A 20,067-nucleotide genomic window follows, 5' to 3' on the forward strand; every position below is an offset into this window, starting at 1 on the left:
GAAGATGACTGAATTAATTCACGGTTTTAGTTACGACAAAGATAGCGACGGTATCGTTACTGTTGTTATGGATATGGCTGGCCCGGTTAACTCTATGAACGCGGAATACCGCGAAGCCATGGAAAAAGTGGTGGCCACCCTTGAAGCAGAATCAGACCTCAAGGGTATGGTGCTAACCTCGGCCAAGAAGACCTTCTTTGCTGGCGGCAATCTGCGCGACATGCTGGAAGCGCCGAAAGGCACTGAGGCAGATCAGTTTGAAAATGTCGAAGCGATCAAAGATTCCCTGCGTCGTCTGGAAAAACTGCAGGTGCCGGTGGTGGCTGCGATCAATGGTGCGGCACTGGGCGGTGGCCTGGAGATCTGCCTGGCCTGTAACCACCGCATTATCGTCAATGATGGCGGCGCTGTTATCGGCCTGCCGGAAGTGACTCTGGGTCTGCTGCCTGGTGGCGGTGGCGTGGTGCGCTCCATTCACATGCTGGGCCTGCAGAAAGCCCTGCCGTTCCTGCTGGAGGGTTCACGTTTGAAGCCCGCCAAAGCGGTAGAGGTTGGCTTCGTCGACGAGCTGGTAGAGGGTGTTGAGGCATTGCTGCCTGCCGCCAAAGCCTGGATTAAAGCCAATCCAGAGGCTTGGGCGCAACCGTGGGATGTTAAAGGTCACAGCATTCCTGGTGGCAATATCTTTACCCCAGGCAATGCACAGATGTTGGGGCTTGCGGGTGCGCAAACCTACAAGAAAACCCGCGGCCTGCTGCCGGCACCGGAACGTATTTTGTCGTTGGCCAACGATGTGATTGCCATTGATTTCGATGCCGCCCTGCGTGTGGAAACCCGGGCTCTGGCCTACCTGATTACCCATCCGGTTTCGAAAAATATCATCAACTCCACCTTCTTCCAGCTGAACCAGATCAACAGTGGTGCCAGCCGTCCTCAGGGTATTGCCAAGAGCAAGGTGAGTAAGGTGGGTATCCTGGGCGCCGGTATGATGGGGCAGGGCATCAGCTACTGTGCCGCCATTGCCGGTGTCGATGTGGTATTGAAAGATGTCTCTGCTGAAGCCGCCGAAAAAGGTAAGGCTTACACCGCCAAACTGCTCGACAAACAGATCGCCCGTGGTCAGAAAACCGAAGCCGATAAAGAGGCCGCACTGGCACGCATTCAGGCCACCGATAACTATGAAGATCTGCAAGGCTGTGACCTGATCATCGAAGCCGTCTTTGAAAAAATGACACTCAAAAACCAGGTGACCAAAGAGGCCGAAAGCTTCCTGAAAGAGAGCGGTATCTTCGCCTCCAACACCTCAACCCTGCCTATTACCCAATTGGCCGAGGCCAGTGCCGATGCCGAAAAATATATCGGCATGCACTTCTTCTCGCCGGTCGACAAAATGGCGTTGGTTGAGCTGATCTGCGGTGACAAAACCAGTGATGAAACCCTGGCCAAGGCCTTCGATTTCGTTCGCCAGATTCGCAAAACCCCCATTGTGGTTACTGACTCTCTGGGCTTTTTCACTTCGCGCGTATTTGCCACCTTCCTGGACGAGGGCAACATGCTGCTGAAAGAGGGCGTGGACCCAGTACTGATTGATGCCATGGGCAAGCAGGTGGGTATGCCGGTTGGGCCGCTGACCATTCAGGATGAGGTCAGTCTGGAGCTGGTCAGCAAAATTGGTGAAACCCACAAAGAGCTGGGCGTCTACTGCAGCGTTTATGACACCAGCGTCTCCTTCGACCTGTGTGGCTTCCTGAGTCGTGAACACAAGCGCGGTGGTCGTCACTACGGTGGTGGTTTCTACGACTACCACGCCGATGGCAGCAAGACCATCTGGCCAACCCTGTATGAGCTCTACCACAAGCCAGAGGTGCATCTGCCAGAGCAGGATATCAAAGACCGCATCCTCTTCCGTCAGGTGGTCGAGAGCCTGAAGTGCCTGCAGGAAGGCGTGCTGAAGTCGGTCGCCGACGGCAATATCGGCTCACTGTTTGGCATTGGTGCGCCGACCTGGACCGGTGGTTTTATTCAGGTGGTCAATACCTATGAGTACAAAGGTCAGACCGGCCCGCAGGCATTCCTGACGCGCACCGAAGAGCTGGCCGCCGCCTATGGTGAGCGCTTCGCCGCGCCCAGCATTCTGCGTGAGAAGGCCGAAGTTAACGGGCGTTTTGCCTAAGCGAAATAGACCTAACGATTAAAACCAGTGGTGCCTGTGGCAGCAACGTGCTGCCGCCAGGCCGCTGACACTGTGTGGAGAGAATAATGAATATTGCAGGTAAAACCGCCATCGTCACCGGTGGTGCTTCCGGTTTGGGCTTGGCAACCGTCAAGCGTTATGTGGAACTGGGCGCGAATGTAGCCATTTTCGATATGAACGAAGAGTTGGGTAGCCGCATTGCCGCCGAGTTGGGTGAGCAGGTGCTATTTGTCGCGGTTAATGTTGCCGATGAAGAGTCGGTGCAAAACGGAATTAATGCCGTGGTCGACCGTTTCGGTGCACTGCACGTGGTCAATAACTTCGCCGGTATCGCATCGCCCAACAAAACCCTTGGTAAGAAAGGCCCGCACCCGCTGGCGGACTACCTCAAGGTGATTATGGTGAATCAGGTGGGTACCTTTAATGTGGCTCGCTTGGCGGCCGAAAAAATGGCCCACAACGAGCCGGTCAATGACGACGGTGCGCGTGGTGTCATTATCCATACCGCCTCTATCGCCGCTTACGAAGGGCAGATTGGTCAGGTCTCCTACTCCGCCTCCAAAGGTGCCATTGTCGGTATGACCCTGCCGATGGCGCGCGACCTGGCCGCTTACGGAATTCGCGTGAACACCATTGTGCCCGGCCTGATCCACACGCCGATGTTCGACACCATTGAGGAGTCCTACTACAACGCGTTGGTTGAATCGACGGTCTATCCCCGACGCCTGGGCAAACCGGAAGAGATTGCCCTGCTTTCGGCGCACATTGTTGAGAACGATTACATCAACGGCGAATGTATTCGAATGGATGCGGCCGTGCGTATGCAGCCGAAGTAACTCGCTGTTTCACCGTCAAAATTCGTGAATGTCTAGTGGAGTAAAATCATGGGCGCGCTTTCCGGATTCAAAATTATTGAGCTGACCGGGCTTGGTCCCTGCCCAATGGCGGGTATGCTGTTGGCCGACATGGGCGCCGAAGTGATCTGTATTGATCGCTCTACCGAGCTGCCCGATCTCAACCAGAAAGATATGAGCCGTCGCGGTAAAAAGTCGATGGTGATTGACCTTAAAAAACCAGAGGGACGTGAGCTGCTGCTGCAATTGGTGGCCAAGGCCGATGCCCTGATTGAGGGATTTCGTCCAGGGGTGACCGAGCGTTTGGGCATTGGTCCGGAAGAGTGTTTGGCGGTAAATCCGAAACTGGTTTATGGCCGCATGACCGGCTGGGGACAGACCGGCCCGCTGGCTCTGCGCGCCGGCCACGATATCAATTACATCTCTCTCAATGGCGCCCTGGCATCGGTAGGGCCTGCTGGTCAAAAACCGGTGGTGCCGGTTAATCTGGTGGGTGATTTTGGTGGCGGGGCCATGTTCCTGGTCACCGGTGTGTTGGCCGCGCTGTTGGAAGCCCAAAAATCCGGTAAGGGTCAGGTGGTGGATGCGGCTATGGTGGAAGGTGCAGCCAATCTGATGTGGATGTGCCACAGTTACCACGCGGTGAATTTGTGGGATATGACCAAGCGCGGCACCAACCTGCTCGACGGCGCAGCCTTCTTCTACGATACCTATGAGACGGCCGATGGTCGCTATGTGGCGATTGGTGCGATTGAACCGCAGTTTTTCACCGCTTTGGTGGAAAAAGCGGGCCTCGACCCGGCGCGTTTCAACCTAGAGGATCAAATGAACGAGGCGCTCTGGCCGGAGCTGAAAGCAGAGCTGGCCGCCGTGATGCGCACTAAAACCCGCGACCAGTGGTGTGCACTGCTGGATGGCAGCGACGCCTGTTTCACGCCGGTGTTGGATGCGGTGGAAGCGCCCGATCATCCCCATAACCAGGCGCGTCATAACTACCTGGAAATTGATGGCTATCTACAGCCTGCGCCAGCGCCGCGCTTCAGTCGTACTCCCTCGGTTGTGCGCCACGGTCTGCACCAGCCCGGTGTCGACAACGATGCGGTGTTAGCCGAGTTCGGCTTTAGTGCTGGTGATATCAATGCCCTGAGCGAGGCCGGGGTAATTCAGAAGTATCAGGGCTAGTTGGCCGTAAGGCGAAACACTAACGCCCACTGATAACAAGTCCAAAAGACTGACCCTTTTAAGCCCATGCACCTATTGATATTGCTATTGATATCGATAGGTGTATGGGCATTTTTTGTGGCTCCCTTTTATTGGTCAGCCACTTTTATAATTACCTTACCCAGCGCCTGGCGTTGCTTTAAGGTGTTCAGCGCCTGAGCATACTGCTCCAGCGGGTAGACGCCGTGGATGTGGGGGTTAATCCTCTCTCGGGCGTAAAGCTCGCAGAGCTCTGCGATGTTTTGCCGGGCGGCGGCGGGCTCTTCCTTCTCAAAACGGCCGTAAAAGACACCCACCGCTGAGGCACCTTTCAGCAGCAGCAGGTTGATGGGCAGCTGCGGAATGCGACCAGCGGCAAAACCGATCACCAGTAACCGGCCGTTCCAGTTGATGCAGCGGGTGGCCTGGTCAAACAGATCGCCACCAACCGGGTCAAAAATCACATCTGCACCCCGGCCGCCGGTCAACTCTTTAACGGCATCACGCAAATTCTGTTTGCTGTAGTTGATGACGGTATCGGCGCCCTGCTTGGGTAGCTGGTCCAGCTTGGCGTCGCTGCTGGCGGCGGCAATCACCCGCGCCCCCATGGCGGCGCCCAGCTGAACCGCTGCGTGGCCCACGCCACCACCGGCACCGAGCACAAGCAGGGTTTCACCGGGCTGCAGTTGTGCGCGTTGTTTGAGGGCGTGGTAGGCGGTGCCGTAGACGCCGATAAACCCGGCGGCGGTAGTTTCCGGCATGGTCTCCGGTCGGGGATAAACCTGGCCAGCCGGCACATTGACGAATTCCGCCAGCCCGCCGATGTGGGGAATGGCAATCACCGGGTCGCCTGGCTTGAAGGTGCTCACCTGGCTGCCCACCTGATGCACCCGACCCGCCACTTCGCCACAGGGGACAAAGGGCAGGGGTGGCCGCTCCTGGTATGTGCCTTCAATTACCAGCAGGTCAGGGAAGTTGACGCCGCAGGCAGCTACCCGTACCTGGATCTCGTCCGGGCCCGGCGCCGTAATCGGGAACTCGCCCAAGGCGAGTGCTTCCGGTGGGCCCAATTCTTGACAGATAACGGCTTTCATACAATCTCCTCCAGAGTGCATCGGGTTGGGGTCAGTAGCCACAAAATTAATGACTCGGCAATCAGGGCCGGTTTTTCACTGCCGGCCACGTTCACGACAATCTCCCAGGTGATTTTTACTCGGTCGGGCTCAGAGGTATCAACCGCTTTCATTGTGGTCGTGGCCTTAATGCGGGAGTTCACTTTAACCGCGCTGGGAAAGCGAACCCGATTGAGCCCATAGTTGATACACATTTGCGAGCCTTCCGGGATTAACTGCAGAGGTTCCAGGAATACCGGCAGCAGGGAGAGGGTCAGGAATCCATGTGCAATGGTGCAGCCAAAGCTGGTTGTGGCGGCTTGCGCGGGATTAACATGAATAAACTGGTGGTCGCGGGTCACTTCCGCAAACTGGTCGATCATGGGTTGGGTGACTTCCAGCCACTGGTTGGATTCGCGGGTAATGCCAACCTGCTGGCAAAGGCTTGCCAGGTTGACCATTCGTTCAGGGTTAATATTCATTGGCGTAGGCCTGTAGCGTGCTTGCAGTAATTTATTGGTTATGTCTGGTTTTTTATAATGTCAATTAGATTGACTATTATAGTCGGTTTTGTTAAAAGATAAAGCTGCTTGTTGACAGGCGTCTACCTAAACCCTTTACCACAACAAATTTGGGTGTGATTATTCAAACTGCGATAGGGTAGATGTGAAAAAATTATAATAGAGGTCGTCTTTTCTCTGTCTGGTTCTATAACCCGCAATTCTGGGGATATGATTGAACGCTGAAGGTACCTTCATGTTAATAATCAAAATTATTAGAGAGCCACTGCTCCATTTCATGCTGGCCGGTTTTCTGCTGTTTATTTTATATAACCAAGTTGCACCTGGCAGCGCCGACGCCAATCATGTGGTGGTTACCAAAGAGCAGGTCAACTTCTTGAAGATGAAGTACGAGCAAGAGTGGCTGCGACCCCCAACAGCCGGCGAGACTCAAACGCTAATCGACGAATATATTCTTGACGAAATCTATTACCGGGAAGCGCTGGCTTTGGGGATAGATGCGGGTGATGAGGTCATCCGCCGTCGATTGCGGCAAAAACTCTCCTTTTTTGTGGAAGATACACTGCGCCTGGCGAATCCAGATGAGCAAGAGTTGCAGGATTTCTATCAGGCTCATCAACAGGAGTTTGCCACTGCGCCGCAATTTTCATTTGATCAGCTCTTTATCAGTACCGATAGCCTGACGGACACCGCCATCGATAAAAAACTCTCGGTTCTCAAAGAGAAACTTGCCCACGGCGAGGCGGTTAGCGGAGACCCTTCGCTGTTGCAGCGCAGCTATACATTGAAAATCCCATCCTATGTTGATGGTATTTTTGGTGAAGGTTTCAGTTGGCAGCTGCAGGCTCTGCCTGTAGGCCAATGGCAAAGCCTGCGTTCCAGCCTGGGGGTTCATTTGGTTCGGTTGACTGAATATAAACCCGCTGCAGTGAGGCCCTTTGCTGAATTAAGAAGTCAGGTAGTGCAGCGCTGGCAATCCAGCCAACGTCTGGAGATGACCAATCAATACAATGCCCAGTTATTGAAAAAATATCAGATCAGCCGGCCGGAAGCAGAGGCCCGGGATGGCTAATCGAATACTCCTCTTATTTGCCACCTGCCTATTGTCTCTGCCTTTGCTAGCCGATGTTTCCCGGCCAGGTTACCTGGCGATAACGCAGCTTTCGGCAACGGATTTTGATGTTACTTTCAAATCAGTCGGCGGTAGTCCGGGAGTGGTTGGTATCACTGCCGACTTTGATGACTCAGTGGAGACCCTCGGTGCGCAGTTGGCTTTTACAGCAGCGAGTGCCAATCTGATTCACTATCGAATTCGTCATGAACATAATCTGGCTGGCGCTGAGTTGGTTGTTCATGGGTTTCAGAGTGCAATCACCGAGGTGCTGGTGCGTGTCGATTACCTGGATGGCAGTAGTCAGATTCATCGGTTGTCCCCGGAAAACCCACGCTTACAATTTCCTGTGCAGCAGAGCTGGATGATGACTGCGGCCAACTATTTATGGTTTGGTGTGGCGCATATTCTGGTGGGGCTGGATCACTTGCTGTTTATTTTGGCCTTGATGTTATTGGTAACCGGCTGGCGCAAACTGGTGACCACCATTACCGCCTTCACGCTGGCTCACAGTATTACCTTGATTTTATCCAGCTTAAAGATCGTAACTTTACCGATGCCACCGGTTGAGGCGGTGATTGCATTAAGTATTGTCTTTGTCGCCAATGAAATAATAAAAAAACAGCAGGGCCGCCCGGGCTTGAGTTCACGCAGACCCTGGCTGGTGGCGTTCACCTTTGGTCTGCTGCACGGTTTGGGATTTGCCGCGGTGTTGCAGCAGATTGGCCTGCCCGAAAATGCCCTGGTCACAGCACTGGTGCTGTTTAACCTGGGGGTGGAGCTGGGTCAGCTCCTATTTGTAGGTGCGGTACTGGTCTGTTGGTTTATCCTGCGGCCGTACCTCTCCACCAAGCATCCGCTGTTGCTGCGTATTCCGCCCTATTTTATTGGCAGCCTTGCCAGCTTCTGGGTAGTGGCCCGGGTCGTCAGCTTTTGGCTTGGGTGATCGGCTTGAAGCGTGCGCCGATTCCGAGGCGATTCGGCATCGCCGAAATTCAGAGCAGCCCACAATAACCACGTTTACACAAGCCATATCCAGCAACACCTAGCAGCATCCTAAAAACTGCTTGATAAAATGCCCCATTAGCACGATGCTTTTAATCGGTTGGCCCGCGATTTTTGGGGCAACGGGTTAGTTACGCCTGTAGGTTATAGCTAGACTAGGTGTGGGGTTAAATAACAATGAAAACAGAATTAACCACTAATGCAACAACGATCACTCGGGCCAGAGGCCAACAACTGGGCGACATGCTCAGGCGATCAGCGGCACGTGTTCCCAATAAAACGGCTTTGGTGTTTGGCGAGCAGAGCGACACCTTCAGCCAGTTAAATACCATCGTAAACCGGACCGCCAATGCGTTAATCGCCAGGGGTGTGGAAAGGGGCGACCGGGTTGCGCTGCTATCACACAATAATCGCACCTTTGTCATTCTGCGTTTTGCCGTTGCGCGTATTGGTGCGGTGCTGGCACCGATTAACTTCATGTTAAATAGCTCCGATACGGCCTACCTGTTGTCGCACTGTCAGCCAGTTGCCCTGTTGGTGGAAGACACTTTAACCGCGCTGGCCGATGAAGCCATTGCCGAGGCCGGCATTGAGCTTAAGGTGCACGGCGTTATTCAGCATAGTGGCGCCACGGCCGCGGAGCATTGGCAGGCGGTTGAACCCTGGTTTGATTACCCCGATAGCACTGAGCCCTACGCCGAGGTGGGTGATGATGAGCCGGTGCAGCTGATGTACACCAGTGGTACCGAATCCCGGCCGAAGGGGGCGATGATGAGTGCGCGTTCACTTTATGCCCAGTATGTGACTTGTATCGTCGATGGCGAAATGAGCGAAAACGACATTGAGGTGCATAGTCTGCCACTGTTCCATTGCGCGCAACTCGATGTTTTTTTAATGGTGGACATCTATCTGGGGGCCACCAGTGTGCTGCTGGAGGGGCCGGATCCAACCACCATTTTGTCGGCGATAGAACACCATAAGGCGACTAAACTGTTCTGTCCCCCCACCGTGTGGATCTCGTTGTTACGCCACCCGCAGTTTGATCAATTCGACCTCAACTCGCTGCGTAAGGGCTATTACGGTGCTTCGATTATGCCTACAGCAATCATTGAGGAGATCGCACAACGTCTGCCCAGCGTGCGGTTGTTTAATTTCTATGGCCAAACCGAGTTGGCACCGCTGGCGACCATCCTCAAGCCCGAGGATCAGCTGCGCAAGTTGGGCTCCGCCGGACGCCCTGGTATCAACGTCGAAACCCGGTTGGTGGACGATGACAATAATCCGGTGGCCGTGGGCGAAGTGGGGGAGATTGTCCATCGAAGTCCGCAGGCTACCCTGGGTTATTACCACGATCCGAAAAAAACCGCCGAAAGCTTTAGCAGCGGGTGGTTTCACAGTGGTGACCTGGGCCGCATGGATGACGAGGGTTATCTGTATGTGGTCGACCGCAAGAAAGATATGATCAAAACCGGTGGCGAAAATGTCGCCAGCCGGGAGGTGGAAGAGGTCATTATTAAACACCCCGATGTTATGGAGGTGGCTGTGGTGGGCATTCCCCATCCGCGCTGGATAGAGGCGGTCACCGCCTTTGTGGTAGCCAAGCCAGGGGTGGAAATTGAGGTTGAATCCCTGGAGGCTTTCTGCCGGGATAAGCTCTCCTCCTACAAACGCCCGAAGTGTTTCCAAATTGAGGCGGCTCTCCCCAAAAATGCCAGCGGCAAAATATTGAAGCGGCAACTTAAGGATAGGGTTATCGATCTGCCGTGATCATTTAGTTGAGTATGGATTTTTTTCCATGGCCGCAAGCTAGTAGCTGTGGTCGAATCTTTTAAACATGGATTGATACGGCATTGCCAATTGGCAACCCCTTGGCTTGATTGCCGGCGCTACCGTGGTGGCCTTTGCTGCGAAATTTTATTCAATGCCAATTCGCGATCTATCCTGTTGGTGTATCTGTAGTCTGGCCAGCAATAGCCTGTTGCAAGTTCGTGAGTGTTATCTCCTATCAGTTGTTATCGTTTTATCTGCCCCTCGATTTTTTACGATTAAACCTGCGCGTTCTGACGGATAAGGTTGTGGTAGACCAGGTGCAGGTTATCCAGTTGCTCGCGGGGTATGGTGCTGTTGGCCGAGAGCTGTTGGATGGTCTGATCAAGTTGAAAGAGGGTGTCACGCACAGCGGCTTGCGGCACCAGGCTCTGCATCCAGCAGATAGCCGCCAGACGTCGGCCTTCGGTAACCGGGGTGACTTGGTGCAGACTACAGGACGGGTAGACCACCGCATCGCCAGCCTTCAATTTAAGGCTCTGGCTGCCGTAGTCGGTGGCGATGGTCAGTTCGCCGCCCTGGTAGTCGTCTGGGTCGCTTAAAAACAGGGTCATGGATACGTCGCTGCGCAATATCTCCTGGCTATTGGGCAGGCGCATGATGGCGGCATCGACATGGTAGCCGTAGGTTTCCTTGGCCGAGTAGGAGTTAAAACAGGGTGGAAAAATTTTGTGGGGCAAGGCGGCGGAAACCAACTTGTTGTTGGCCCCCATTTTCGCCAGCAGGCCGTTGACCAACTGTTTAACGACCGGGTCGTTGCCGTCTGCCTGGAGATTCTTTTTTACTGCCGAGGCCATGCCCAAGGCTGTTTCGGTTCCGTCCAGCCAGGCGGCCTGTTGCAAAGCTTGGCGATAGTGCCCGACTTCGGTGGCGTTAAGAAATTGTTCGATGATTACCATAACAGTTAGCCGGTGGTGGGCCCTTGCTTTGTAAAAATAACAGGTGGCAGCCCGAGGGTTGCCACCGTTGGTTGCCGGTAACGCAATACTGACCTGGGCTGCTTAGAACTGCCAGGTAACGGTCGCACGTACATTGCGGGCGTTGCCGAGGTACATAAACGAACCGGAGCGGTAGGCAGCGGTCCAGTACTCGCGATCGGTAACGTTGCCCACATTTACCCGCAAGTTAACCGTATCGGAATGGTAATAGTTGAAGAAGAGGTCATAGACGGTGTAGTCCGGCACCACAATGCTGTAATCGCCAATGGTGGCGTCGTAACCCGCAGCGGTATCCGGCTGGCCGCCGTACATCTCACCCTGGTAGGTGGCCGAGGCACCAAAGGCGAAACTGGCGCTGGGCTGGTAACGCAGCATCAGGTAGAGGCTCTCCTCGGCGAAATTACTGAGTGCCAGGCCGATGTTCTCTTCGTTCACTGACTCGAGTACCTCGGCATCCATCTTGGTGGCGCTGAACTGCACGCTCAGCTGGTCGGTGATGGCGCCGGAGAGGGAGAGCTCCACCCCTTTCACCCGGTTTTCACCAGTATTGAGTGTGCCCAGGGCGGCGTAGTCGTCACCAACGCTCTCCATCACATCCGACTTGGTAATCCGGAACAGCGCCGCGGTGGCCAGCAGCCGGTCATCGAACAGCTCCCATTTGGTACCCAGTTCAATGTTTTCCACCCGTTCCGGGTCGGAGGCCTGTACCTGATCCGGGTCGCCACACAAACCACCGTAGCCACAGCTGCCGCCGACGTCGGATTCACCGCCGTTGATGTTGGTGGCCGTGCTGTAGGTGAGGTAGACGTTGCCCTCATCGGTGATGTCGTACACCAGCCCCACATGGCCATTGATCAGGTCGTCGGAGTAGTCGTAGGAGGCGGGCACCCCGCGGGAGACGACGTCGTTGCTGTAGTCAAAACTGTCCTGGCGCAGGCCGAGAAAGAGGTTCAGCTTGTCGGTCAGGTCGAGGGTGTTCATGGCATAGAGGGAGGTGGTCTGGATAGCCGATTGCGCATCCGGAGAGCCGCGCTCAATGGTGCGCTGCATCAGGCTGCTCAGGTCATCGATGACGGCACCGTTGCCATCCAGGGCACAGTAGCCCGCCTGCACGCCACCGCGGCCACTGACCAAACAGTTGGAGGTACCGTTGTAGCCGATGTTGTAGACGCCGTTGTCCACGGCTTCGTCGGTGTACTCCACGCCAAACACCCAGCGGCTCTCGTGGCCAAACAGTTCGCTATCCCAGAACAGGTTGAATTGCGTGGCCCAGTAGTCCACCTTCTGCCAACCCTGGTGGGTGCTCAGGCTGATGGTGTCGGCGCCGGGAGCGAAGGGGTCACTGGCATCACGGGTGGTACCGCGGGCACCGGTGGTGACATAGCCATTGTCGGTGGTACCCCAGCGGGTGGCGTTGTAGAGGCGTACTGTCTCATTCAGCTGGAAGTTGGTGCGCAGGGTAACGGCGCTGACCTCGGTGTTGAGGAAGTCCTCATTCTGGGCGTAGACGGGAATATCTTTGTAGGGTTTGCGCAGCTCCCGATCAAAAAAGCTGCCCAGGTCGGGGGTATCTTCGGCGTTCAGGTAGTAGACATCGCCGATAAACGACAGCGCTTCGGTGGCAGCATAGAAGCCAGATACCAGTGCCCCCTGGCGCAGCTTTTCGATGCCTTCACGGTCGGGGATGGTCTCATCGGCCTGCAGCAGGTTAAAGCGCACGGCGCTGTTGTCGCTGATGGGAGCGTTAACATCCAGCACCAGCCGGTAGTAGTCATCGGTGCCCATGCTGGTGTCGAGGCGGTTGAAGTTGGCATCGGGGGAGGCCTGTTTGGTAATGCTGTTAATGGCACCACCGGAGGAGCCGCGGCCGGCGAAGGTGGCGCTGGGGCCTTTGGTGATCTCTACCTGCTCGGAGGCGAAGCTTTCGCGAGTGGTCATGCCCGGGTCGCGCAGGCCATCGACAAACACATCGCTGCGCGCTTCGTGGCCGCGAATGATATAGCGGTCGCCAAAGGCGTTGCCGTTTTCGCCGGTACCCAGGGTAACCCCCGCCTGGGCCGAGACGATCTCTTTCAGGTCCGATTTGCCGGAGTCGAGGATCTGTTGCTGGGTGAGAATGTTCAGTGTTTGCGGTGTTTCCGACAGCTTCATCAGCCGGCGCAGGTCGCCGGAGCGGTCCGCCTGATAGGGGGCGCTGGGTACCCCGTACACTTCAATCAACTCAATCTGATTCGAGCTCTCCTGCTGCGAGCAAGCTTCACCCGAGGTACTGCTTTCACTACAGTTGCTGGTCTCGGCGGTGGTCACCATGGGGGCCAGGGAGATGGCTAAACAGAGGGCTTGTGAGCCCAGTAACTGGCTTCCTCGAATTGTGTTGGTCATCTGAATTTTCCTTGTTGGTGTGTGGAGTTGTAAGCAGGTGTGTGGAGCGGATTCTAAGCTTGGATCTAGATAAATGTAAATAATAATTATTATCATTAATATTTGTGTTTGGTCACAACAAGGGCGCTAGCTAAAGCTGAAGAAGCTGGCTCTTTGCAGGACTCTGGCCGGTGGGTATGTTGTCTGTGGTAAGTGAGCACTTGCCATAGTGCCTGGTGGAGCGGCGGGCAGGGAGGCGGGTTTAACCCTGAAATTTTGAGCTGTATGACGCGCTTTGGCTGATCGCGGAGCCTGTGAATGAGACTTTGGGATTCGTTTCGCTCGCTGGTCGGGCTGGTGGCGAGGGGGAAATAAGTGGCTTGTGGGGCTGTTTAGGATCGCAGTTTATCGCTGTGGGCCGACGAATTTGTGGCGGGTAAGAGGAGGGATTTGGGCCGATTGCGAGGCTAGAGTCCCATGCCCATCACTTCACACACTCCGGAGTAGACGCCACTTTCAACACTCAGCATGAAGTCGATGGCCGACAGCGGTTTGCCCAGGTAGTAGCCTTGGGCGCCATCGCAGCGCCACTGGCCGAGCAGGCTGAGGGTTTGCGCGTTCTCTATCCCTTCGGCCACCACCGACAGCCCCAGGTTGTGGGCCAGGTCGATGGTCGACTTCACTATCATTGCGTCGTTTTCGTCGTTGATCATATCCATCACAAACGACTTATCGATCTTCAGGGTATTGAGTGGCAGCGACTTCAAATAGGCGAGGGAGGAGTAGCCGGTGCCAAAGTCATCGATGGCGATGGTCACGCCCAGCTTGGTGATGTGATTCAAAATTTTGCGAACCGCCACCAGGTCAGACATGAGTACGTTTTCGGTGATCTCAATCTCCAGGCACTTGCCCGGCAGTTTGTACTTGCGCAGGGTTTGGTGGATAAAAAAGGTGAGGTTGCCCCACTGCTGGAACACCTTGGCCGAGAGATTGATCGCCACGCTCATGGTGACACCCAGGGTCTGCCAGTGGGCGACCTGCTTCACGGCGGTTTCAATCACATACTCGGTGATGGGAATAATTTGGCCGCTGCGCTCGGCGATGGGGATAAAGTCGAACGGGTTTAACAGCCCCTTCTCCGGGTGCAGCCAGCGGATCAAGGCCTCGGCCGAGGTGACGCTGTAATCCTGCAGGTTAACCTTGGGCTGGTACTCCAGGAAGAGCTCCTGGTTTTTCATGGCGTGGCGCAGATCGTTGGCCAGGGAGAAGTTCTGTTGGGCATCCAGGTCCTGATCGGGCCGGTAGTAGCTGTGGCCAATGCCCGCCCGCTTGGCGGAGTACATGGCGATATCGGCCCGGCGCAGAAGGGTGGAGGCGTCGGTGCCGTGCTCGGGGTAGAGGGCGACACCAATACTCACACCCAGGTAGATCTCCCGACCCTGCACGGTGAAGGCACGATCAAACGCAGCTTCAATCTTGCGGCAGATATGTTCGGCCGAGAGGCCACCCGCCTCGCCGGCGGTCAGCAGCACACCAAACTCATCACCACCCAGGCGCGCCAGGGTATCGGAGCGGCGGTTGATCTGCTCTTTTAACAGGTGCGCCACCTGCACCAACACCTCGTCGCCCACCTGGTGACCAAGAGTATCGTTGATCTCTTTGAAATGGTTTAAATCCATTAACAGTACGGCAAGCTGCTGGCCGTTGTTGCGCTCGGCCAGGGCCAGTGACTGCTCCAGGCGATCGTTAAACAGCAGGCGGTTGGTCAGCCCGGTAAGGCTGTCGGTGGTGGCCAGGGTGTTTAAGCGCTCCAGGTTGCGTTTGAGCTCGGTGGTGTCTTCCATGATGCCGTCGATGCGCAATACCCGGCCGCTGGCATCTTTGTAGGGGTAGAGTGCGCGCTTGAACCAGCGCATGGGTTGGCCGGCGGTTTTCACTCGGCTCTCCACCTCCACCGGGTGGCCCTGCAGGGCGCGATACCAGGCCAGCTCCAGGGTTTTGCGGTCCTCGGCGATGGTGTCTTCAAACAGGGGGATGGGAAATTCGCCGCTCACCTGGCAAATCCGGGCCAGGTTGGGGCTTAGGTAGAGGGGCTTATCGCCAGTGACATCGAACGACCAGAGCAGCTGCGGGATGTTGGTAAGCAGGCCGTTGATCTGCTCCTGCAGGCTCCCCACCTTCTGCTGTTCGGCACGCAGGTGCTTGAGTGTGGTCTGCCAGTAACCGCCAATAATCAGGCCCAAATCGCGGAACAGAAACTTGCCAACACTGTTGCGCAGCCGTAACTGGTTCTCAATAGAGTAGTTGGGTAGTGCGGCCAGCTGTTGTTCCAGGTGATCGAAAAAGTGGCGGTAGATACCCATCATACATTCCGGTTCTACCCCCTGCTGGTGGTTGAGGGCGCCAATGGCGGCCAGCTGCTGATTGCGTTGGGTATCCGAGCCTGCAGTCAGAAAGCTCATCAAGCTGCGCAGCTGTTCATTGATCAAGGTATCGAGGTTGCCACCGGCGTTTTGGAAACGGTGGTAGAGGCTGGCGGTGGAGGGGGAAGCTAGGAGATAGTCGTTGAAGCTCGCACGGAAGGTGGCACAGGCGTGTGTGAGCGTGTCTCGGTATTGGGTAAGAATTGCTTTATCTTCGTCGGTGATATTCAGTAAGCTCACCAACAAAGCGCCTCTATCATTAGATAAGGTCATAACTCTGTGGCACTTCCAGTGCTGTCGCAAGCAACCAGTAAAGCCTTCCCCCGCTACTATTTTCCCGGCCCAAGTTTACGCCAGATTAATTCAAAGCAGTGATTAAAATCCAACTCCGCGTCATTTGAATGCCTGCTTTGTGATCTATCTAGACTTATATGGCTAAAAATGAGCGTTATTGCCGTTTTTGAGTCTACTCCCAGACGAGCAGCCGGCAAGCCCTTCGGGGTGCTATAGTAGCGGCTTTTGCCGGCTGGCAAGGGGAGCGGCCGGCGGCTAGTTGCGACCTTAGGAGAAGTAAATGGCCTTTGCAGGCTTACTGGCGCTGTTGGACGATATCGCCACGGTTTTGGATGACGTATCGGTGATGACCAAGGTGGCCGCCAAAAAGACCGCTGGGGTGTTGGGGGATGACCTGGCCCTAAACGCCGAACAGGTCTCCGGCATTCGCGCCGAGCGGGAGCTGCCGGTGGTGTGGGCCGTGTTTGTCGGCTCCTGCCGCAACAAATGCATTCTGGTGCCCGCGGCACTGCTGATCAGCGCGTTTATCCCCTGGTTGATCACCCCGCTGTTGATGCTTGGCGGGGCCTTTCTCTGTTTTGAAGGGTTTGAGAAGGTGTTTCACTCCTGGCTGCACCCGAGCGAAGCCAGCCAGCGCGGCGCTGTTACCGAAGCGCTGCACAACCCAACGGTTAATATGGCGGAATTTGAGAGGGAAAAGATCAAAGGTGCGGTGCGTACCGACTTTATCCTATCTGCCGAAGTGGTCGTGATTGCTCTGGGGACGGTGGCCGAGCAGAACTTTTTAACTCAACTGGGGGTGGTGGTGGTCATCGCGGCCTTAATAACGGTGGGGGTGTATGGCATTGTGGCGGCCATCGTTAAACTCGACGACCTCGGCCTGCTGCTGGCCAAGCCGGGTGCGGCCGAATGGCGTTACCGGCTTGGTCGCTGGATTCTGGCCATCTGCCCCTATGTGATTAAACTGCTCACCATCGTGGGTACCGCCGCCATGTTTTTGGTGGGCGGCGGTATTCTTCTGCACGGCTTACCCATCGCGCATGGCCTTAGCCACTGGCTGGATGAGCTAACCCACACCCTGCCAGCGGCCGGCTTGTGGGCAGCCATAGCCAGCGCTCTGGCCAATGCTCTGCTTGGCATTCTGGCAGGTGGGCTGCTGGTGGCCGGCAAAACAGTTATTGATCAGCTGCGGGCGCCTCGCCAATAAGCATTCACTCTGATAAGCAAACAACACTATGGTTTTAACACAACAGCACCTTATCACTATCGCCGCCGCACTGCTGGCAGTGGCTTTGTTGGCCATTCTGATATGGAGCCTCACCCGGCACTTCTACCGCAGCCAGCTGGCGCAACTGCAACAGCAGTTGGCCGGGGAGATGGCTCAACTGGTAAGCATGCGCCAGGAGAGCCAGGCGCAGCAGCAGGTGCTGCAGCAACAGCAGCGGGAGCACAACGAACTGCAGCGGCGCTACAGTGTGCTGGAGGCCCAGGCCGACAACCTAACAACCACGCTGGGCGAGCTGAAACAGAGCGAACAACTGCTGAGGAGCCAATTGCAGGCGAGTGAAAACGTCCGCCAGGAGACGTTGGCGAACCACAAAGCGGCCCAGGTAACCATTGCCGCCCTGCAGGCTAAAACCGAAGAGCTGCAGCAGGCGATTGGGCAGTGGCAGGGTAAGTGGGAAGCGCTCAACAAAGAGAATGCCCGCCTGCTGGAAGAGAATGTACAGCTCAACAGCTCGGTGGTTGAGCGGGAGCGTGGCCTGAAGGAGCAGATGGCGCTGTTCGAGAAACAGAAACAGGATCTGACCGACCGCTTCCAGGTGCTGGCCAACGAAATCCTGGAGAAGAAATCCCAGGCCCTGGCCGAGAGCAACAAACAGGGTTTGAATTCGGTTATCAACCCCTTTCAGCAGTCGATCGATGCCTTTAAAAAAGAGGTGCAGGAGATCCACCACCGCGAGAGCACCCAGCGCGGCGAACTGAAAAAAGAGCTGGAGCAGCTGAAAGCACTCAATCAGCAGATCACCACCGAGGCCCACGAGCTCTCCACCGCCCTCAAGGGGCAGAAAAAGCTGCAGGGCAACTGGGGCGAGCTGGTGCTGGAGAACGTTCTTGACCGCTCAGGCCTGCAAGCCGGCAAGGATTACCAGCGCGAGGCCTCGTTTACCACCGAGGCCGGGCGCCAGCGGCCGGATGCGGTGGTCTTCCTGCCGCAGAATAAACACCTCATCATCGATGCCAAGGTCTCCCTCAACGCCTATACCCGTTTTGTAAACGCCGAAGATGAACAGGAGCGCACACTGGCTTTGGCTGAGCATGTACAGGCCATGGCCAGCCGCATTAAAGAGTTGGCCGACCGCGACTACTACAAGATTCCCGGGCTCAACTCGCCGGAAGTGGTGTTTATGTTTGTGCCTATTGAATCGGCTTTTGTCGAAGCCCTAAAAGCTGATGAAAATCTGTTTCAATCAGCTATTGAGCGTAACGTACTGGTGGCCACGCCCACCACCTTGCTTACCAGCCTCAATATCGTACGGCAGCTGTGGCGCTTTGAGGATCAAAACAAACACACCGCTGCTTTGGCTGAAAAGGCCGAAGGGGTCTTTAACAAGCTGAATACCTTTTTAGGTAGCTTTGCCGATGTGAAAAAGGGGCTCGATAAAGCCACCGAGGCCTATGGCAAGGCGGAAAACCAACTGGTCAGCGGCCGTGGCAATTTGGTGAAACGGGTGGGTGAATTCAAAAATCTGGCGCCGGCCATCAAAACCGAGCTGCATGCCCACTTTGCCGAGCGGGCGGAGTTGGAGGTCGATTTTCTGGAGTCGAACGATGATGAAGCGCCGCTCAATGATGAGGTGCCGGCTGATATAAAGGGCTTGCCCGACAGTGGGGAGCAAGCCGAGGCAGAAGCACTATCCACCTCGGAATTGGACAAATAGCCGTGCAGCGATGCCAGGCCTATCGGGAAACTTCTGGCCTGTTCGCCCCCCCTAAAAGTTAAAAAAGCCGCGCTAAGCCGCCGCGTTAACCGCGGCGAGGTGCTCGGCGATATCCGCCTCACTCAACCAACTTACCTCAAAGGCATTTTTCACCAACTGGGTAATTTCTGCCTGGGTAAACTCGCCGTGTTCGGCCAGCGCGACAAAGTTATCGGTTAAATAGGCGCGGAAGTAGGCCGGGTCGTCGGAGTTAACCGTGGCCTTCATGCCCAACTGCAACATCTTGCGAATCTCATCGGTGGTGTAGGTCTGCACCACAAAATTGTTGGAGACGGGGCAGACCGTCAGGCCCAGCCCCCGTTTGGCAATCTCCTCGCACAGGCTGGGATCCTCCAGGCTGTTTACGCCATGGTCGATACGGTCGACCTGGATCTCGTTCAAGCACTCCCACATATGGCCCAGAATATCCTTCTGGTTAACGTCGCAGTGCATGGTGAGCTTGTAGCCTTCGGCACGGGCGCGCTGGAAAACCTCGGCAAATTTTAGCGGTGGGTTATCTTTTTCGTCCGAGTCCAGGCCAACCCCGATAATCCACTCCTTAAACGGCAGGCTCATCAGCAGATGCTCCATGGCCGATTCCGCACTCATATCGCGCAGGAAACACATAATCAGGTTGGACTCTATGCCCAGGTTTGTGCGGGCATCTGCCTGAGCGCGATGGATACCGCTGATTATCGTTTCAAAGGCTACCCCGCGGCTGGTGTGGCCCTGGGGGTCAAAGAAGGGCTCCACGTAGACGATATTGTCGGCCTTGGCTTTTTCGAAATAGGCGTAGGTCAGCTCGTAGAAATCCTGCTCGGTTTGCAGGGCGTGCATGGCCTTGTAGTAGAAGGTTAAAAACGAAGGCAGGTCGTAAAAATCATAGGCGGCAACGATTGCCTCCGGTGATTCATAACCCAGGTCAATACCGTTGCGGGCCGCCATGGCGAAGATATGTTCCGGCTCGAAGGTGCCCTCCAGGTGGACGTGCAATTCGGCTTTGGGTAGGGATTGAATAAAGTCGCGCATGGGGGTTCCTGCTAGGTTGTTAAAATCTCCCTAAATTCAGCAAAGCCTATGCCACTCACGAAGCATAAGATTTAACAGGGCTGCGCGCTTAGGTGGTGCACAGCAGTTGGCTGCCGAGCAGAGTTATTGCTACTCTACGGGGCTTATGGCTCAGAGAGACGGATAGGGCAAGGCTGCCCGTGTCGCAATCAGTGGAAGATTATAAATAAGGCGATTT

14 protein-coding genes are annotated in these 20,067 nt (G+C 55.6%); 8 read left to right on the forward strand and 6 right to left on the reverse strand.

The window, feature by feature from the left end; translation table 11 throughout:
• Positions 1-4: 4 nt before the first annotated feature.
• The 3 genes from SBL51_RS15500 (at position 5) to SBL51_RS15510 (ending at position 4,230) form a co-directional block, all read left to right on the forward strand.
• Entirely contained in the window at positions 5-2,173 is a 2,169-nt protein-coding gene (locus SBL51_RS15500; protein ID WP_317931977.1) for a 3-hydroxyacyl-CoA dehydrogenase NAD-binding domain-containing protein, read from the forward strand.
• A gap of 86 nt (positions 2,174-2,259) precedes the next feature.
• A complete protein-coding gene (locus SBL51_RS15505; protein WP_317931978.1) occupies positions 2,260-3,030 on the forward strand; it encodes an SDR family NAD(P)-dependent oxidoreductase in 771 nt (256 codons plus the stop codon).
• A gap of 48 nt (positions 3,031-3,078) precedes the next feature.
• The gene (locus tag SBL51_RS15510; protein WP_317931979.1) at positions 3,079-4,230 is read left to right on the forward strand and encodes a CaiB/BaiF CoA-transferase family protein; all 1,152 of its coding nucleotides are present in this window, start codon (positions 3,079-3,081) and stop codon (positions 4,228-4,230) included.
• A 128-nt stretch (positions 4,231-4,358) separates the two neighbouring features.
• On the opposite strand, the gene SBL51_RS15515 is transcribed toward SBL51_RS15510, so the two are convergent.
• Complete coding sequence (locus SBL51_RS15515; RefSeq protein ID WP_317931980.1) at positions 4,359-5,342, reverse strand: NADPH:quinone oxidoreductase family protein; 984 nt, start codon at positions 5,340-5,342, stop codon at positions 4,359-4,361.
• The gene (locus SBL51_RS15520; RefSeq protein ID WP_317931981.1) at positions 5,339-5,842 is read right to left on the reverse strand and encodes a MaoC family dehydratase; all 504 of its coding nucleotides are present in this window, start codon (positions 5,840-5,842) and stop codon (positions 5,339-5,341) included. Before SBL51_RS15520 ends, SBL51_RS15515 begins: the two co-directional genes overlap by 4 nt.
• A gap of 274 nt (positions 5,843-6,116) precedes the next feature.
• Between SBL51_RS15520 and SBL51_RS15525 the strand changes: the two genes are divergently transcribed.
• From SBL51_RS15525 to SBL51_RS15535, 3 genes are all read left to right on the forward strand, one after another.
• A complete protein-coding gene (locus tag SBL51_RS15525; RefSeq protein ID WP_317931982.1) occupies positions 6,117-6,953 on the forward strand; it encodes a peptidyl-prolyl cis-trans isomerase in 837 nt (278 codons plus the stop codon).
• Positions 6,946-7,938: a HupE/UreJ family protein gene (locus SBL51_RS15530; protein WP_317931984.1), complete on the forward strand. Its 993-nt coding sequence runs from the start codon at positions 6,946-6,948 to the stop codon at positions 7,936-7,938. The genes SBL51_RS15525 and SBL51_RS15530 overlap by 8 nt, the downstream gene beginning before the upstream one ends.
• Before the next feature lie 236 nt (positions 7,939-8,174).
• Entirely contained in the window at positions 8,175-9,764 is a 1,590-nt protein-coding gene (locus SBL51_RS15535) for a fatty acyl-CoA synthetase (RefSeq protein ID WP_317931985.1), read from the forward strand.
• Between the two features lie 278 nt (positions 9,765-10,042).
• Here the strand turns inward: SBL51_RS15535 and SBL51_RS15540 are convergent, their stop codons facing one another.
• The 3 genes from SBL51_RS15540 to SBL51_RS15550 all read right to left on the reverse strand — a co-directional run bounded on the left by SBL51_RS15540 (position 10,043) and on the right by SBL51_RS15550 (position 15,819).
• Complete coding sequence (locus SBL51_RS15540; protein ID WP_317931987.1) at positions 10,043-10,723, reverse strand: Fe2+-dependent dioxygenase; 681 nt, start codon at positions 10,721-10,723, stop codon at positions 10,043-10,045.
• Between the two features lie 102 nt (positions 10,724-10,825).
• A complete protein-coding gene (locus SBL51_RS15545; RefSeq protein WP_317931988.1) occupies positions 10,826-13,144 on the reverse strand; it encodes a TonB-dependent receptor in 2,319 nt (772 codons plus the stop codon).
• 446 nt (positions 13,145-13,590) lie between these two features.
• Positions 13,591-15,819 (reverse strand): putative bifunctional diguanylate cyclase/phosphodiesterase, encoded by a 2,229-nt coding sequence (locus SBL51_RS15550; RefSeq protein WP_317931990.1) that lies wholly within the window; start codon positions 15,817-15,819, stop codon positions 13,591-13,593.
• A 301-nt stretch (positions 15,820-16,120) separates the two neighbouring features.
• Here SBL51_RS15550 and SBL51_RS15555 point away from each other — a divergent pair, with 301 nt between their 5' ends.
• Both SBL51_RS15555 and rmuC read left to right on the forward strand, forming a co-directional pair.
• On the forward strand, positions 16,121-17,047 hold the full coding sequence (locus tag SBL51_RS15555; RefSeq protein WP_317931991.1) for a DUF808 domain-containing protein: 927 nt from the start codon (positions 16,121-16,123) through the stop codon (positions 17,045-17,047).
• A 28-nt stretch (positions 17,048-17,075) separates the two neighbouring features.
• Entirely contained in the window at positions 17,076-18,782 is a 1,707-nt protein-coding gene (gene rmuC, locus SBL51_RS15560; protein ID WP_317931993.1) for a DNA recombination protein RmuC, read from the forward strand.
• A 72-nt stretch (positions 18,783-18,854) separates the two neighbouring features.
• On the opposite strand, the gene add is transcribed toward rmuC, so the two are convergent.
• Positions 18,855-19,850: an adenosine deaminase gene (add, locus tag SBL51_RS15565; RefSeq protein ID WP_317931994.1), complete on the reverse strand. Its 996-nt coding sequence runs from the start codon at positions 19,848-19,850 to the stop codon at positions 18,855-18,857.
• Between the last annotated feature and the right edge of the window lie 217 nt (positions 19,851-20,067).

The organism is Halioxenophilus sp. WMMB6 (genome assembly GCF_033283405.1).
Classification (GTDB): Bacteria; Pseudomonadota; Gammaproteobacteria; order Pseudomonadales; family Cellvibrionaceae; genus Halioxenophilus.

Bases quoted from the DNA above. Each gene is read 5' to 3' on its own strand.
- SBL51_RS15500 (WP_317931977.1), top strand. From the start codon at position 5: ATGACTGAATTAATTCACGGTTTTAGTTACGACAAAGATAGCGACGGT.
- SBL51_RS15505 (WP_317931978.1), top strand. From the start codon at position 2,260: ATGAATATTGCAGGTAAAACCGCCATCGTCACCGGTGGTGCTTCCGGT.
- SBL51_RS15510 (WP_317931979.1), top strand. From the start codon at position 3,079: ATGGGCGCGCTTTCCGGATTCAAAATTATTGAGCTGACCGGGCTTGGT.
- SBL51_RS15515 (WP_317931980.1), bottom strand. From the start codon at position 5,342: ATGAAAGCCGTTATCTGTCAAGAATTGGGCCCACCGGAAGCACTCGCC.
- SBL51_RS15520 (WP_317931981.1), bottom strand. From the start codon at position 5,842: ATGAATATTAACCCTGAACGAATGGTCAACCTGGCAAGCCTTTGCCAG.
- SBL51_RS15525 (WP_317931982.1), top strand. From the start codon at position 6,117: ATGTTAATAATCAAAATTATTAGAGAGCCACTGCTCCATTTCATGCTG.
- SBL51_RS15530 (WP_317931984.1), top strand. From the start codon at position 6,946: ATGGCTAATCGAATACTCCTCTTATTTGCCACCTGCCTATTGTCTCTG.
- SBL51_RS15535 (WP_317931985.1), top strand. From the start codon at position 8,175: ATGAAAACAGAATTAACCACTAATGCAACAACGATCACTCGGGCCAGA.
- SBL51_RS15540 (WP_317931987.1), bottom strand. From the start codon at position 10,723: ATGGTAATCATCGAACAATTTCTTAACGCCACCGAAGTCGGGCACTAT.
- SBL51_RS15545 (WP_317931988.1), bottom strand. From the start codon at position 13,144: ATGACCAACACAATTCGAGGAAGCCAGTTACTGGGCTCACAAGCCCTC.
- SBL51_RS15550 (WP_317931990.1), bottom strand. From the start codon at position 15,819: ATGACCTTATCTAATGATAGAGGCGCTTTGTTGGTGAGCTTACTGAAT.
- SBL51_RS15555 (WP_317931991.1), top strand. From the start codon at position 16,121: ATGGCCTTTGCAGGCTTACTGGCGCTGTTGGACGATATCGCCACGGTT.
- rmuC (WP_317931993.1), top strand. From the start codon at position 17,076: ATGGTTTTAACACAACAGCACCTTATCACTATCGCCGCCGCACTGCTG.
- add (WP_317931994.1), bottom strand. From the start codon at position 19,850: ATGCGCGACTTTATTCAATCCCTACCCAAAGCCGAATTGCACGTCCAC.